Source organism: Streptomyces seoulensis (assembly GCF_022846655.1).
Classification (GTDB): Bacteria; Actinomycetota; Actinomycetes; order Streptomycetales; family Streptomycetaceae; genus Streptomyces.
On record NZ_AP025667.1, the window covers coordinates 428,023 to 441,488 of the forward strand.

Consider the following 13,466-nt stretch of genomic DNA (forward strand, 5'->3'; position numbering starts at 1 on the left):
GCCTGCGGATATCCGTAAGGGGCCTGCGGGTGTCCGTAAGGGACCTGCGGATATCCGTAAGACACCGCCCCCGGCTGCTGCCCGTACCCGTACGGGGCGCCCTGTCCGGGTGCGGCCGGGTACGGCTGCGGGGGTAGGGGCGGAGGCGGCGGCACGCTCAACAGGGGACCTTTCGGCAGGACATGGCAGGCGGGGCATGGCAGGAGGGCAGGCTCAGCACCCTATCCAGCCCCGGAGCCGGCCCCCTCAGGCGGTGAGCTGCGCGGGCAGCGGCCCGGTGTGCGCCACGATCAGGCCCGACACCGCTCGGGTCAGCGTGACGTACAGCCGCCGCAGGCCGGTGCGTTCGTCGGGCTCGCCGTCGACCACGGCCCGCGGCTCGTCCAGGACCACGTAGTCGTACTCCAGGCCCTTGGCGAGCGAGGCCGGGACCAGGGTCAGCCGGGTCTGCTCGGTGGTCTCCTCGCCCGGTGCGAGGAAGCCGATCCCGGCCGCCGTCAGCGCGTCGGCGAGCGCGGGCACGCGGGCGTCGGCGGCGATCAGACCGGTCGAGCCCTCGTGGCGCAGCAACTCCTCGCAGGCGGCCACCACTTCGGTGTCGCCGTCGATCGCGCGCACCTCGAAGAAGCCGGGGTTCTCGCGGACGGAGGCGACCGGGGTCAGGCCGGGGGCGATGTGGGGGAGCAGCCGGGAGGCGTAGGTGATCACGTCCGTGGGGACGCGGAAACCTGCCGTCAGCTCCTCGATCACCCCGTCGCCCTTGCCGAGATGGGCCAGCGCCTCGTCCCAGCTCCGGGTGGCCCAGGGGGTGGTGCCCTGCGCCAGGTCGCCCAGGACGGTCGCGCTGCCGGTGGTGCAGCGGCGGCCGACCGCGCGGTACTGCATGGGGGACAGGTCCTGTGCCTCGTCCAGCACCACATGGCCCAGCGAGTGCGTGCGCTGGATCAGATCGGCCGCCTCGTCCACCAGCACCGCGTCCGCCACGGACCACTTGGCCGACTTCACGCTGCGCGCCGGCTTGTCCCAGAGCACGGCCTTCTGCTCGTCCTCGTCCAGGATCCCGGCCGCGTGCTCGGCGAGGAACTCCTCGTCGGACAGCAGCCGCAGCACCAGCTTGGCCGGGTCGGCGGGCGGCCAGACGACCTTCACGGCCGCCTTGACCGCGCTGTTGCGCGCGACCGCGTCCTGCACCCGGTCGTCCGGCGCCTCCCCGGACCGCTCCATCTGCACCAGCACCGCGTGCGCGATCCGCTGCGGCAGCGCCTCGCGGGCGGCGCCGTACCGGATCTCCCGCTTCAGCAACTCGCGGACGATCTCCTCCAGTTCGTACGCCGGGACGCGCCAGCGCCGCGAGCCGCGCACCACCACGACCGGCTCGGTGGGCATCGTCACCTGCGCGTACAGCGCCCGGCGCAGTACCTCCGCCATCCGGGCGTCGCCCTTGAGCACGGCGGCGCCCGCCTCGTCCGTGCCGCGCACCTCCACATGCGCCACCAGATCGTCCACGGTGGCCTGCCGCACGCTCAACTCGCCCAGCGCGGGCAGGACCTGCTCGATGTAGTGGAGGAAGGACCGGTTCGGCCCGATGACCAGGGTGCCGGTGCGGGCGAGCCGCTCCCGGTGGGCGTAGAGCAGGTAGGCGACGCGGTGCAGACCGACCGCCGTCTTGCCCGTACCGGGGCCTCCCTGCACACAGACGGTGCCGCCGAGCCCACTGCGGACGATCTCGTCCTGCTCGGGCTGGATGGTGGCGACGATGTCGCGCATGGGGCCGACGCGCGGCCGCTCGATCTCCTGCTGGAGCAGCTTGCTGGTGGCCACGGCCTCCGCCGGGTCCGAGAGGTGCTCGTCCTCGTACGCGGTCAGCTCGCCGCCGGTGTAGCCGAAGCGGCGGCGCAGCCCGACGTCCATCGGGTCCTTCCTGGACGCCCGGTAGAAGGGCTGGGAGACCGGGGCGCGCCAGTCGATGACCATGGGGTCGCCGTCCGCGTCGTGCACGTGCCGCCGCCCGATGTAGAACCGCTCGCCCTCCGCGCCCTCCGCCTGGTCGGCCCCCGGCGCGTGCAGGTAGTCGAGCCGGCCGAAGAACAGCGGGGTGTCGCTGAGGTCGGCCAGCGCCTTGATCCGGTCGTCGATCTGGCGGGCGAGGATCGTGGCGTTCACCCAGTTCGCGGTGACGTCCTTGATGTCCAGCGCCTCCACGTCCTCCCGCATGGCGCGCAGGGCGGACCGGGATTCGGCGAGGTGGGTGCGCTCGCGGGTCAGGGGGGCGCGGGGGTCGTCGAGCGGGTCGGGCGCGGTCGCGGACAAGGGAGTGCCTCCGGTTGAACCTGCTGCGTGGTCACGAGGCCGGATACGGCCTGGGGGTGCCGTCCGGTTACCGGCCGGGCGGCGGCACTCCGAGGGGAGGCGGGCAAGAGCGGAGATTGTAGGCGGGGCTGGCGGGGCGAGGCCAATGTTTTTCCCCTCGCGGCCTAATATCGCCGGGAGGCGAATCGCGGTCGAACTGACGTCCTTGTGCGGTTGATCATTCACGCCATACGTTCGACGTCATGTCCATGACGCGTAGAAGTATTCTCCGGGGTATCGCCGCCGCGCCCTTCGTCGGAGTGGCCGGCACCGTCCTCGCGCCCGGCACCGCCCAGGCCGCCACGATCGACCCCGCCCAGTTCGCCCTGACCACCCGTACGGGCAACTCCTACGGGGAGTTCGCCGCCCTGAACGCGGGCCTGGCGACCAAGCTGACCTCGGTCGACGCCACCGCCGTCCTCGCCGACACCAACCGCAAGGCCACCCGCCTCACCAGCGCCCCCGGCACGTCCGAGGCGTTCGAGGCCGGCTTCACCTGGGACAGCGGCGACCAGGCCGTCGACTACTGGATCCCGCAGGGGGTCACCACCAGCGCCGACGCGTACGGCAACGGTGTCTACCCCGAGGGCGGCAGCGACAAGGCCGTCCTGGTCTCCTGGTACTTCGAGACCAACCCGGACGGCACCGGAGCCGACGACTACCCCCTGGACAAGGGGCTGCGGCTCACCTTCGTCAACTACAACTCCGCCTCCGCGCCCACCTACCGCCATGTGCTGCTGGTCGAGCCGGTGAAGACCGCCACCGGCGAGTTCTCCTTCAACCCCATACGCAAGCACGCCGGCGGCATCCTCTGGTACGGCAACCTGCTGTACGTCGTCGACACCTTCAAGGGGCTGAGGGTCTTCGACCTCGACACCCTCTTCCAGGTCGACACCACGCAGCAGGACTCGTGCGGCCTGGTCGACGGCGCCTACTACGGCTACGGCTATTCCTACGTGCTCCCGCAGAGCGGTGCCTACGACAACTCCGGGAAGTACCTGCGCTACTCGGCGATCGGCCTCGACCGCGCCAGCACGCCGGACAGCCTGGTGGTGAGCGAGTACTCCGAGGACGGCGCCGTCAGCTACACCGACGGCACCTTCAACGGCACGGGCGCGCCGACCACCACGCCCAAGGTGGTGCGCTGGAACCTCGACTACACCACCCGCAAGCCGTCCTCGGGCACGCCGAGCGAGGCGGTCACGGTGGCGCAGAAGAAGATCCAGGGCGTCGTCTCCCGCAGCAGCAAGCACTACCTGTCGGTCAGCAACGGCCCCTCCGGCGCGGGCGCGCTGCGCACCTTCACCTCGGGCGCCTCGGCCGCGAGCACGGTGTGCGACCTGGCCATCGGCTGCGAGGACCTGAGCTACCACAGCAGCGGCGCGTCGGGCTGGTCGTTCGCCGAGTCCGTGATCTGGAACCTCAGCGAGTACGCGGGGAAGCGGTACGTGTACGCGGTGCACGCGGACGGGTCGTAGCGCCTCCCCCGGTCGTGACGCTTTTCCCCTAGGGGGACCGGGCTGGTGGGCGTAGGGGCGGGCTCCACCCCCGGGTGTAGAGGAAGTGCTTTGAGAACCGACCCGTGGGTGTATTCCGGACTTATACCGGAAGTCTCACCATGGAGACATGAGCGCAGCAACCATCCACCCCGCCCCACCCCGCCCGTCCGGAGCCACCGCAGTGGCGGGCGGGGAACATCACCACGTCCTCGGTGAGGCCCTGCGCGCGATCAAGGTCTACGCGCAGGCCGCCTTCGGCGTGGTCATACTCGGCGAGTACGGCGAGGAGGCAGGCGTCCACCGCAGATACGGGGACGCCCTCGAGGACCCCTAGCCGGGCTCAGCCCTCCTTCGTCCCCTCCGCCAGGATCTCGTCGGCGTCGACGATCCGGTAGGCGTAGCCCTGCTCGGCCAGGAAGCGCTGGCGGTGGGCCGCGAAGTCCTGGTCGATGGTGTCGCGGGCGACGACCGAGTAGAAGTGCGCCCGGTGACCGTCCGACTTGGGCCGCAGCACGCGGCCGAGCCGCTGCGCCTCCTCCTGCCGGGAACCGAAGGTGCCGGACACCTGGATGGCGACCGTGGCCTCGGGCAGGTCGATGGAGAAGTTGGCGACCTTGGAGACGACCAGCACGCTGATCTCGCCCTCGCGGAAGGCGTCGAAGAGCTTCTCCCGCTGGGCGTTGGAGGTCTCGCCCTTGATCACGGGTGCGTTCAGATGCTCGCCCAGCTCGTCCAGTTGGTCGATGTACTGGCCGATGACGAGGATCTGCTGCCCGGCGAACCGGCGCACGATCGCCTCCGTGACCTTCCGCTTGGTCGCGGTGGTGGCACAGAAGCGGTACTTGTCCTCGCTCTCGGCGGTGGCGTAGGCGAGCCGCTCGGAGTCGGTGAGATTGACGCGGACCTCGACGCAGTCGGCGGGCGCGATGTAGCCCTGCGCCTCGATCTCCTTCCAGGGCGCGTCGAACCGCTTGGGCCCGATCAGGGAGAACACGTCGGACTCGCGGCCGTCCTCGCGCACCAGCGTCGCGGTCAGACCGAGGCGCCGGCGGGCCTGGAGATCGGCGGTGAACTTGAAGACGGGAGCGGGCAGCAGATGGACCTCGTCGTAGACGATCAGACCCCAGTCACGGGAGTCGAAGAGCTCCAGGTGCGGGTAGACACCCTTCCGGCGGGTGGTCAGCACCTGATAGGTCGCGATGGTGACCGGCCGGATCTCCTTCTTGGTGCCGCTGTACTCACCGATCTCGTCCTCGGTCAGCGAGGTGCGCTTCACCAGCTCGTGCTTCCACTGCCGGGCGGAGACGGTGTTGGTGACGAGGATCAGCGTGGTCGACCCGGCCTGCGCCATCGCCCCGGCGCCGACCAGCGTCTTGCCCGCGCCGCAGGGCAGCACCACGACACCGCTGCCGCCGTGCCAGAAGTTCTCCACGGCCTGCTTCTGGTAGGGGCGCAGCGCCCAGCCGTCCTCGCGCAGGTCGATCGGGTGCGCCTCGCCGTCCACGTATCCGGCGAGGTCCTCGGCGGGCCAGCCCAGCTTGAGCAGGGTCTGCTTGATCTGGCCGCGCTCGGAGGGGTGCACGGCGACGGTGTCCGGGTCGATCCGGTTGCCCACCAGCGGGGCGACCCGCTTGGAGCGCAGGATCTCCTCCAGCACCGGCCGGTCGGTGGTGGTGAGCACCAGCCCGTGCGCGGGGTGCTTGCTCAGCGTGAGTCTGCCGTACCGGTCCATGGTCTCGGCGATGTCGACGAGCAGCGCGTGCGGCACGGGATACCGGCTGTACTGCACCAGCGCGTCGACGACCTGCTCGGCGTCGTGCCCGGCGGCCCGCGCGTTCCACAGGCCCAGCGGGGTGAGCCGGTAGGTGTGGATGTGCTCGGGAGCCCGTTCCAGTTCCGCGAAGGGCGCGATGGCCCGACGGCATTCGTCGGCCCGCTCGTGGTCGACTTCCAGGAGCAGGGTTTTGTCTGACTGGACGATCAGCGGACCGTTCACCTGTGCCATCCTTCCGCGCGGCCAAACCTCCAGTGTGCCCGATGCGCGGCCGTAGGGGGCAGCCACAGGGCTCAGTCGTCCGCCAGCTCGGCCACTCCGGTGATGCGGTGCAGGGGGTAGGTGCGGACTTCGTCGGCGGTGTGGTCGTAGGCGGTGACGAAGCCGCCCTCGACCCTGATGGGGGCGACGACGCGCTGGCTGGCGGCGCCGTCGGCGTTGACGTAGCCGATCCATACGGCCTCGCCGGTCATGACGGCCGCCTGCATGGTGGCCAGGGTGTCGGCCGGGCTGGTGCGGGGCAGTTCGCCGCCGGTGACCTCGGGGCCGGTGGTCTTGCGCGGGGTGGTGGCGGCCAGGTCGCCGGCGCGGATGGCGCGGACGGCGGCCGTGAGCAGGACGCCGTCGGGCGAGGGCGGGCCCTCCGGCACCGGCTCGGGCGCGGTGCGCGGCGGGGTGCGGTGGGCGTCGGCGCGGGTGATCAGCACATCGCCCTGGGAGGACTCGGCGGCGGGCGCGTAGCCCAGCGCCCGCAGGCCCTCCAGCAGGGTGGCCGGGTCGCACGGCGCGGCCAGCACCGTCGGGGCGAGGCGGCGCAGCCGCAGGGCGGCGGCCCGCTTGTCGGCGATGATCTCGTTCAGCACGGCGTCGTCGTCGCAGCGGACGTACGCCGAGGCGACCCCCACCCGCAGATGCCCGTGCCTGCGGGCCACGTCGTCGATGAGGTACGCGAGCGGCTGCGGCACCGGGGTCCGGGAGTGCTGCGCGAGGAAGGCGTGCAGATCGGCCGCGGTCTGCCCGGCGTCCAGCGCGCGCCGTACGGAGGCGGGGGTGAACCGGTACACGGTCGCGCCGCCCTTGGACTCCACGTCCGCCAGCACCCCGAGGGTCTCGGCGAGCGGCCGCAGCAGGGGCCCGGGGGCCACGGCGGTGAGGTCGGCCTGGAGCAGGACGTGGTCGAGAGGTTCGGGCAGGAGCGGTGCGAGCAGGCCCACGGCGGTGGCGGTCGCCTGCCCGGTGGGGGTGAGGGGGCCCGTGTGGGCGGGGTGGTCGGCGGCGGGGGCGTCGCTCTCGCCGCCGGCCGTGGGGGCGTGGCCGTCGACGACCGCGTGGGTGGCGGGTCCGCCGCCGGGGTGCGGGGTGCCGTGTCCGGGGTCGGCGTCCTCGGCCGCCGCCATGCCCAGCAGGGCCCGGCCGTGGCTGGAGAGGGCGCCCCGGCCCGTCACCCCGAGGAGCTCCGCCTCGCTCAGGGTCCAGCGGGCCAGCCGGATACGCAGGTCCTCGGTGCCGTCGCGCTGGGGGGCGCGCAGCGGGCGTTCCCAGGTCAGCCGGGTCAGCACCGCGTCCGGCGCGGGGGCCACGCCCACGGGGAGTCCGGCCAGCAGGGTCAGCACCCGGTGCCGTACCTCGGGGGCGGCCGACCGGTCCAGGCCCGGACCGAGTGCGGAGAGCGCGCGGTCCTTGGCGTCCCGGCCGCCGACCAGCCCGGCCGTCCGGGTGGCCGCGAGCCACGCGGAGGCGAGGCGGCCCCAGCGCTCGGCGACGGGGCGCTCCATCCAGGTGTCGTAGGCGGGGGTGGGGGCGTAGCGCTCGTCGGCCGCGCCGTCGGAGGCGAGGAGACCGGCGGCGTAGGCCAGCTCGACCCAGAACGCGGCGAGCGGTTCGGGCGCGTCGAGGGCCACGGCGGCCCGCTTCAGGTCGCGCACGCTGAGGCCGCCGGCCCGCAGTACGGCCGGGCCGCCCTGGTCCCAGTGCTTCAGCAGTTCCTCGATGGTGGCGAGCGCGGTGTACGCCTGCCCGGCCGCCGTCGAGTCCACGATCCGCCGGCCATGGGCCACGGACGGCTCCACGGCGGGCGGCACCGGCTCGGGCACCCGGTGCGCGCGACCGCCGCGCAGGTGCAGCGCGACCTCGCGGGGCAGGACGACCGTGCCGGGCGCGGTCGGCAGCAGCAGGCCCCGGTCGAGCAGCCAGCGCAAGTGGGCGGCCGGGTCGGCGGTGACCTGGCCGTAGGGCGGCCCCCACATCAGCCGGGTCAGCACCTCGCGCGCGGCCTCCGGCGCCCCGGCGAGCAGCGCGGCCATCCGCTTCCGGTCGGTGAACAGACCGGTGAGCGCGGCGACGGCGGAGACCGGGTCGTGCGTGGAGGGCAGCCCGGCCGTGTTGACGATCTGCTGCACGCGCCCCGGCGACATCCCCGACGTCGCCTCCCGCACGGTCGGGCCGAGCCCGGTCGGGGAGGGGTGCTGCGGGGAGGGGGCGAGGAGTTCGCGGGCGGTGCGTACGAGGTGCAGCCGGTCGTCGTCGCCCCAGATCAGGGCCTGCCTGCGCAGGGCGGCGACGGTGGCGGGCAGCGCGGCGGTGACGGCCGGGTCGCCGTCGTCCCCGGCCAGCAGCTCGTGCAGGGCGTCGTAGGTCGCCGGGTCCGGGGCGATGGCGAGCGCCTGAGCGGTCTGGAGCGCGAAGCGGTCCAGGTGCTCCAGCGCGCGCAGCACCGAGGCACGGGTGCCCGCGCGGGTGGCGAGCTGGGTGAGGTCGGTGGGGACGGGCGCGATGAGGTCGGGTCGGTCGCGCAGCAGCGCGCCCAGCGAGGCGTCGTCCCGCGTACGGAGTGCCTCCGCCAGGGACCGGGGGGCTGAAGATGCCTCGGGGCTCATCTGACCCACGTTAGCGGCTGGGGCAAGCGGCGGCCGAGGGTCCTGGGGGCCGCTCCGCCCGCGTGGGCCGATTGGTGGCGGTCTGCGCTACCTTCTGGGCGGGGTTCCACCACCGTCGCCCCGGAGGGGTTTTCCGTTGGGGATCGAGAGTGATCAGGTCGTCTTCGAGTATCTGAGCCGCGTCGGGGACGTGGCGCAGCAGCGGCAGTTGCCGTCGTCCACACGGATGCGGCTGGTCTCCGAGCTGCGCAACGAGATCGACCGGCACCGGGCCAGAGCGACCGTGGACAGTCCTGCCGCCGTGCGCCGCATCCTGGACCAGTTGGGCAGCCCGGAGCACGTGGTGCGGGCGGTGGGCGGCAAGGGCGCGGTCCCGCAGCCGCCGCCCACGTCGGTGCCGGTGCAGCCGGAGGCCGCGAAGCCGGAGCGCAGGGCGAGGGGGCTCAAGGGGCTGCGTGCCGCCGTACCCCGGCCCCGCCCGGCCGAGCCACGGCCCGCCGTGCCCGCGGACGCGCCGTCCCCGCCGCATCTCGCCGCCGCGCACGAACTGGGTGAGTCGCTGACCCGGCCCGACTGGTGGCGGGTGGACGACGGGCCCTTCGGCGCGGCGGCCGCGGACTCGGTGCCGGGGTTCGTCGGCGGGGTGGAGATCCCCGAGATGCTGAGGCGGCCCCCGAAGGAGACGAAGGAGCGGGAGGAGGCCCGGCCGGAGGAAGCGGTCGCCGAACCCGTCGAGGCCGTCCCGCGCTCCCGTCTGCGCCGGCTCGTCCCGCTTCCCGCGGCCGGCTGGACCAACCCGCTCCTGCTGCTGGGCGCCGCCGCGCTGCTGGCCGGCGCGGTGCTGGGCAACTGGTTCGCGCTGATTCTCGGCTGGCTCATCGCCTACGGCTCCCGCCGTCTGACCCCGGCCGAGACCAAATGGGCGGTGCTGGTCCTGCCCGCCCTCGCCCTCGCCGCCGGTGTGACCTACCTCTGGGGCCGCAGCACCGGGCACTGGGGCACCCCGGTGCCCGAGGGGCACATGAGCGACGCCCTGGCGGTGACCTGGCCGTGGGTGGTGCGGGGAGCGGCGGTGAGTTCGGCGCTGTTCCTTCTCTGGCGGTCGCAGCGCAGGCGGTAGCGGGACCCGGCACCTTCCGCCCGGTCCCCCGCCCGGCACAATGGCGTCCATGCCCGCGCTTCCCGCCACGCCCGCGCCCACCGTCGGCTTCGACCTCGACATGACGCTCATCGACTCGCGGCCCGGTATCCGCGCCTGCTACCTCGCGCTGTCGGAGCGGACCGGGGTGTACGTGGACGCCGACCTCGTGGTGACGCGGCTGGGCCCGCCGCTGGCGGAGGAGCTGGTGAACTGGTTCCCGGCCGAGGACGTGCCCGCCGTGGCCGACCTGTACCGGGCGATGTACCCCGAGTACGCCATCGCGCCGACCCCCGCCCTGGCCGGTGCCCGCGAGGCCGTCGCCGCCGTCCGCGCCGCCGGGGGCCGGACCATGGTGGTCACCGCGAAGTACGAGCCCAACGCCAAGCTCCACCTCGCCCACCTGGGCATGGAGCCCGACGTGGTGGTCGGCGACCTGTGGGCCGAGGACAAGGCCCGCGCGCTGCGCGAGCACGGCGCCCACATATACGTCGGCGACCACACCGGCGACGTACGCGGTGCCCGTGCCGCTGAGGCCCTCTCGGTGGCGGTGGCCACGGGCCCGTGCGGCCCGGACGAACTCCGCGAGGCGGGCGCCGACGTGGTCCTCCCGGACCTGACCTCTTTCCCGGCCTGGCTGGACACCTACGTGACGTCGGCCTAGCGCCGCCGCCCCGGAACCCATCGACCAGGCGCGGGGGTACGTCAGCCGCGCCGACCCAAGGGGTGCGCGGACCCGCGCACCCGGAGACACAGCCGAGGTCAGCGCCTAACGCCCCCGCGCCTGCCGCCGCCCCGCCGCGACCGAGCGGAGCACTCCCGCGCCCGCCACCAGGAAGCCGACGGCCATGAGCATGCTCAGGCCGAACATGTACGTCGGAAAGGGCTCCGCGCCGAGGAACAGCGGGGCCACCGTGACCAGTGTTGCCACGGCGCCGAGGAAGAAGACGATGACTCCGGCGCGGATCAGTCCGTCACCGGGCCCGGCGGAATTCGTTTGGGTTTTGTCACGCACCGGACCAGGGTAGTTCCCAGCCCGAGAGAACAACCGGGGAGCACCTTGTCACCCGCCCGAAGACCATTAGCCTTGGTGTCGGCGGGTCGTGGTCGACCCGCCGCAGTGCTACACAGAGCCGTTTCCGAGCTTTTTCCGACGAGTACGAGGACGAGGACAGACGTGCCCACCGGCAAGGTCAAGTGGTTCAACAGCGAGAAGGGCTTCGGCTTCCTCTCCCGCGACGACGGCGGCGACGTCTTCGTCCATTCCTCGGTCCTGCCCGCCGGAGTCGAGGCGCTCAAGCCGGGACAGCGCGTGGAGTTCGGCGTCGTCGCCGGCCAGCGCGGTGACCAGGCGCTCTCCGTGACCGTGCTCGACCCGACCCCCTCCGTCGCCGCCGCCCAGCGCAAGAAGCCCGACGAGCTGGCCTCGATCGTGCAGGACCTGACGACCCTGCTGGAGAACATCACCCCGATGCTGGAGAAGGGCCGCTACCCCGAGCGCACCTCCGGCAAGAAGATCGCCGGTCTCCTGCGCGCCGTCGCGGACCAGCTCGACGTCTGACCCGCCCGTCCCTACGGGAACGCGAGCGCTCCGGGGCCGAGGGCCGGTACGAGGCCCTCGGCCGCCGCACGCGTCAGCAGGCCCCGGATCGCCGCGTACCCGTCCTCGCCGAGGTCGGCGGTGAACTCGTTGACGTACAGCCCGATGTGCTGGTCGGCGACGGCCGGGTCCATCTCCTGGGCGTGCTCCATGACGTAGGCGCGCGATGCCTCCGGGTCGTCCCAGGCGGCCCGGACGGAGGTCCGGATGGCGTCCGCGAGGCCCTGGAGGGTCTCGGCGCCCAGCGACCGCTTGGCGATGATCGCGCCGAGCGGGATCGGCAGGCCGGTGGTGCGCTCCCAGTGCTCGCCCATGTCCGCGAGCTTGTGCAGCCCGTACTCCTGGAAGGTGAAGCGGGCCTCGTGGATGACGAGTCCGGCGTCCACCTTGCCGTCCCGCACGGCGGGCATGATCTCGTGGAACGGCATCACCACGATCTCCCCGACGCCCTCCGGCAGCGTGTCCGCGGCCCACAGCCGGAACAGCAGGTACGCCGTGGAGCGCTCGCTCGGCACCGCCACCGTGCGCCCGGTGAGGTCGGCGTCCGCCTCCCGCGTCAGCACCAGCGGCCCGCAGCCCCGGCCCAGCGCACCGCCGCAGGGCAGCAGTGCGTATTCGTCGAGGACGTAGGGCAGGACGGCGTACGACACCTTCAGCGCGTCGAACTCGCCGCGCTCGGCCATGCCGTTGGTGATGTCGATGTCCGCGAAGGTCACGTCCAGCGCGGGGGCGCCGGGTACGCGGCCGTGGGCGAGGGCGTCGAAGACGAAGGTGTCGTTCGGGCAGGGCGAGTACGCGATCTGCAGGGGCTCAGTCGTCATGCGTGTTCCAACTCTCCAAAGCGGGCGCGAGCTTCCCGAAGGCCCCGGTGAGTGCGGCGAGCGCGTCGCCGATGCGCCAGGCGGCGCGGTCGCGGGGGCCGACCGGGTTGGACACCGCGCGGATCTCCAGCACCGGCACACCGTGCGCGGCGGCCGCCTCAGCGACTCCGAAGCCCTCCATGCCCTCGGCCAGCGCGCCCGGATGACGCGCCCGCAGTCCGGCGGCGCGGGTGGCGGTCCCGGTCACGGTGGAGACGGTCAGCACGGTGCCGGGCCGGGCACCGGTGGCCTCGACGGCTCCTCGTACGAGTGATTCCGGCGGCAGATGGGTGACGGTGCCGAAGCCGAGGTCGGTGACCGGCAGGAAGCCGTCCGGCGTCTCGGCGCCCAGGTCCGCCACGGTGATCGCGTCGGCGACGACGAGCGAGCCGACGGGTGCCTCCGGCTGGAAACCGCCCCCGATCCCGGCCGAGACGACCAGGCCGTAGGGGGTGCCCGCAAGGGCGGCGGCGGTCAGCGCGGTGGCGGTGGAGGCGGCGGCGAGGGCGGGGCCCACACCTGCGGCCAGCAGGTCGAAGGCGCCGTCCGTCCGCAGCAGCGTCGCGCCGGGCAGCCGCACCTCCTCGGCCACACCAGGAAACGCCCGTGCCACCGCGTCCCGTTCGGCCGGGACGGCGGTGGCGACGAGGACGCGCGTGCGGGCGTTCACCGGACCGGGAGCCTCCGTCAGGAGGTCGCCTTCTTGAGCTTGTAGCTCCACAGGCCCTTGGCCGACGAACCGGTGCCCATCTGGATGGACAGCGTGTTGGTGTCGCCCTGGGTGCCGTACTGGGCGTTGAAGAACGCGCTGCCCGGGATCGTGCTGTACGTCTTCTTGCTGACGTCGGTGAACTGGCGGCCGTTGACCAGCAGCACCCAGCCCGCGTCCGCGATCTTCGGGTCGACGCCGACGCGGACCGTGTCGCCGTCCGGGTCCACCGAGATCGTCTTCTCGTCGCCGGCCTTCTTCGCGCACTCCGCGAGCGACTTGGCGGTCAGCGTCTTGTCGCCGTTGTAGCAGAGCGCCTCGGACGTGACCGAGCTGTCCCCGACGGTGACCGTGGAGACGGGCGTCGGCTTGTCACAGGCCGAAAGGGCGAGCAGTCCGGCAGAAACGGCACCGGCGGCGGCGAGCGCCCGGCGGCGTCGCGGGGCGGATTGCAGCGAGGTCATGGCCGAAGGCTATCGGGCCCCCCGCTCCGCGTGGCCATGCGGGGTACAGCATGCCCGCTTCGTGACACCGGGCGGGCCCGCCGGGTGGCCGACGAGCCGGCCGGGCGCTCCGCCGGAGGGGACGGCCCCAGGCCGTGCGGCCCGCCGCCGGCGCCGGCCCGGGCGGCTGCCGGACCAGGCCGTACCGGGGCCGAGCG

12 protein-coding genes are annotated in these 13,466 nt (G+C 73.1%); 5 read left to right on the forward strand and 7 right to left on the reverse strand.

Annotated elements, in window-relative coordinates; genetic code table 11:
- Positions 1–246 precede the first annotated feature (246 nt).
- Positions 247–2,310: a HelD family protein gene (locus HEK131_RS02140; RefSeq protein ID WP_244333470.1), complete on the reverse strand. Its 2,064-nt coding sequence runs from the start codon at positions 2,308–2,310 to the stop codon at positions 247–249.
- A gap of 242 nt (positions 2,311–2,552) precedes the next feature.
- On the opposite strand from HEK131_RS02140, the gene HEK131_RS02145 reads away from it, so the two are divergent.
- Positions 2,553–3,827 (forward strand): hypothetical protein, encoded by a 1,275-nt coding sequence (locus HEK131_RS02145; protein ID WP_244333471.1) that lies wholly within the window; start codon positions 2,553–2,555, stop codon positions 3,825–3,827.
- Between the two features lie 148 nt (positions 3,828–3,975).
- On the forward strand, positions 3,976–4,182 hold the full coding sequence (locus tag HEK131_RS02150; protein WP_217461346.1) for a hypothetical protein: 207 nt from the start codon (positions 3,976–3,978) through the stop codon (positions 4,180–4,182).
- 6 nt (positions 4,183–4,188) lie between these two features.
- Here the strand turns inward: HEK131_RS02150 and HEK131_RS02155 are convergent, their stop codons facing one another.
- The gene (locus HEK131_RS02155) at positions 4,189–5,844 is read right to left on the reverse strand and encodes a DNA repair helicase XPB (protein ID WP_347881843.1); all 1,656 of its coding nucleotides are present in this window, start codon (positions 5,842–5,844) and stop codon (positions 4,189–4,191) included.
- Positions 5,845–5,915: 71 nt separating this feature from the next.
- Complete coding sequence (locus HEK131_RS02160; RefSeq protein WP_244333472.1) at positions 5,916–8,498, reverse strand: helicase C-terminal domain-containing protein; 2,583 nt, start codon at positions 8,496–8,498, stop codon at positions 5,916–5,918.
- A gap of 136 nt (positions 8,499–8,634) precedes the next feature.
- On the opposite strand from HEK131_RS02160, the gene HEK131_RS02165 reads away from it, so the two are divergent.
- A complete protein-coding gene (locus tag HEK131_RS02165; RefSeq protein WP_244333473.1) occupies positions 8,635–9,618 on the forward strand; it encodes a hypothetical protein in 984 nt (327 codons plus the stop codon).
- 49 nt (positions 9,619–9,667) lie between these two features.
- Positions 9,668–10,300 (forward strand): HAD family hydrolase, encoded by a 633-nt coding sequence (locus tag HEK131_RS02170; protein ID WP_244333474.1) that lies wholly within the window; start codon positions 9,668–9,670, stop codon positions 10,298–10,300.
- 105 nt (positions 10,301–10,405) lie between these two features.
- Here HEK131_RS02170 and HEK131_RS02175 read toward each other — a convergent pair whose 3' ends face one another.
- Positions 10,406–10,651, reverse strand: coding sequence for a hypothetical protein (locus tag HEK131_RS02175; RefSeq protein ID WP_217461341.1), 246 nt, complete (start codon positions 10,649–10,651; stop codon positions 10,406–10,408).
- A 162-nt stretch (positions 10,652–10,813) separates the two neighbouring features.
- Here HEK131_RS02175 and HEK131_RS30100 point away from each other — a divergent pair, with 162 nt between their 5' ends.
- Positions 10,814–11,197, forward strand: coding sequence for a cold-shock protein (locus tag HEK131_RS30100; protein ID WP_086694554.1), 384 nt, complete (start codon positions 10,814–10,816; stop codon positions 11,195–11,197).
- An 11-nt stretch (positions 11,198–11,208) separates the two neighbouring features.
- Here the strand turns inward: HEK131_RS30100 and HEK131_RS02185 are convergent, their stop codons facing one another.
- The 3 genes from HEK131_RS02185 to HEK131_RS02195 are packed head-to-tail and all read right to left on the reverse strand — an operon-like array spanning position 11,209 to position 13,269.
- Positions 11,209–12,057 (reverse strand): 1,4-dihydroxy-6-naphthoate synthase, encoded by an 849-nt coding sequence (locus HEK131_RS02185; RefSeq protein WP_217461340.1) that lies wholly within the window; start codon positions 12,055–12,057, stop codon positions 11,209–11,211.
- The gene (locus HEK131_RS02190) at positions 12,047–12,766 is read right to left on the reverse strand and encodes a futalosine hydrolase (RefSeq protein ID WP_244333475.1); all 720 of its coding nucleotides are present in this window, start codon (positions 12,764–12,766) and stop codon (positions 12,047–12,049) included. Before HEK131_RS02190 ends, HEK131_RS02185 begins: the two co-directional genes overlap by 11 nt.
- 17 nt (positions 12,767–12,783) lie before the next feature.
- Positions 12,784–13,269, reverse strand: a complete 486-nt coding sequence (locus HEK131_RS02195; protein WP_217461338.1) for a DUF2771 domain-containing protein — start codon at positions 13,267–13,269, stop codon at positions 12,784–12,786.
- Positions 13,270–13,466: the final 197 nt, after the last annotated feature.

What these genes read in the sequence shown, in the direction of transcription:
- HEK131_RS02150 (WP_217461346.1), top strand. Translation starts at nt 3,976, where the DNA reads ATGAGCGCAGCAACCATCCACCCCGCCCCACCCCGCCCGTCCGGAGCC.
- HEK131_RS02185 (WP_217461340.1), bottom strand. Translation starts at nt 12,057, where the DNA reads ATGACGACTGAGCCCCTGCAGATCGCGTACTCGCCCTGCCCGAACGAC.
- HEK131_RS02170 (WP_244333474.1), top strand. Translation starts at nt 9,668, where the DNA reads ATGCCCGCGCTTCCCGCCACGCCCGCGCCCACCGTCGGCTTCGACCTC.
- HEK131_RS02195 (WP_217461338.1), bottom strand. Translation starts at nt 13,269, where the DNA reads ATGACCTCGCTGCAATCCGCCCCGCGACGCCGCCGGGCGCTCGCCGCC.
- HEK131_RS02160 (WP_244333472.1), bottom strand. Translation starts at nt 8,498, where the DNA reads ATGAGCCCCGAGGCATCTTCAGCCCCCCGGTCCCTGGCGGAGGCACTC.
- HEK131_RS02145 (WP_244333471.1), top strand. Translation starts at nt 2,553, where the DNA reads ATGTCCATGACGCGTAGAAGTATTCTCCGGGGTATCGCCGCCGCGCCC.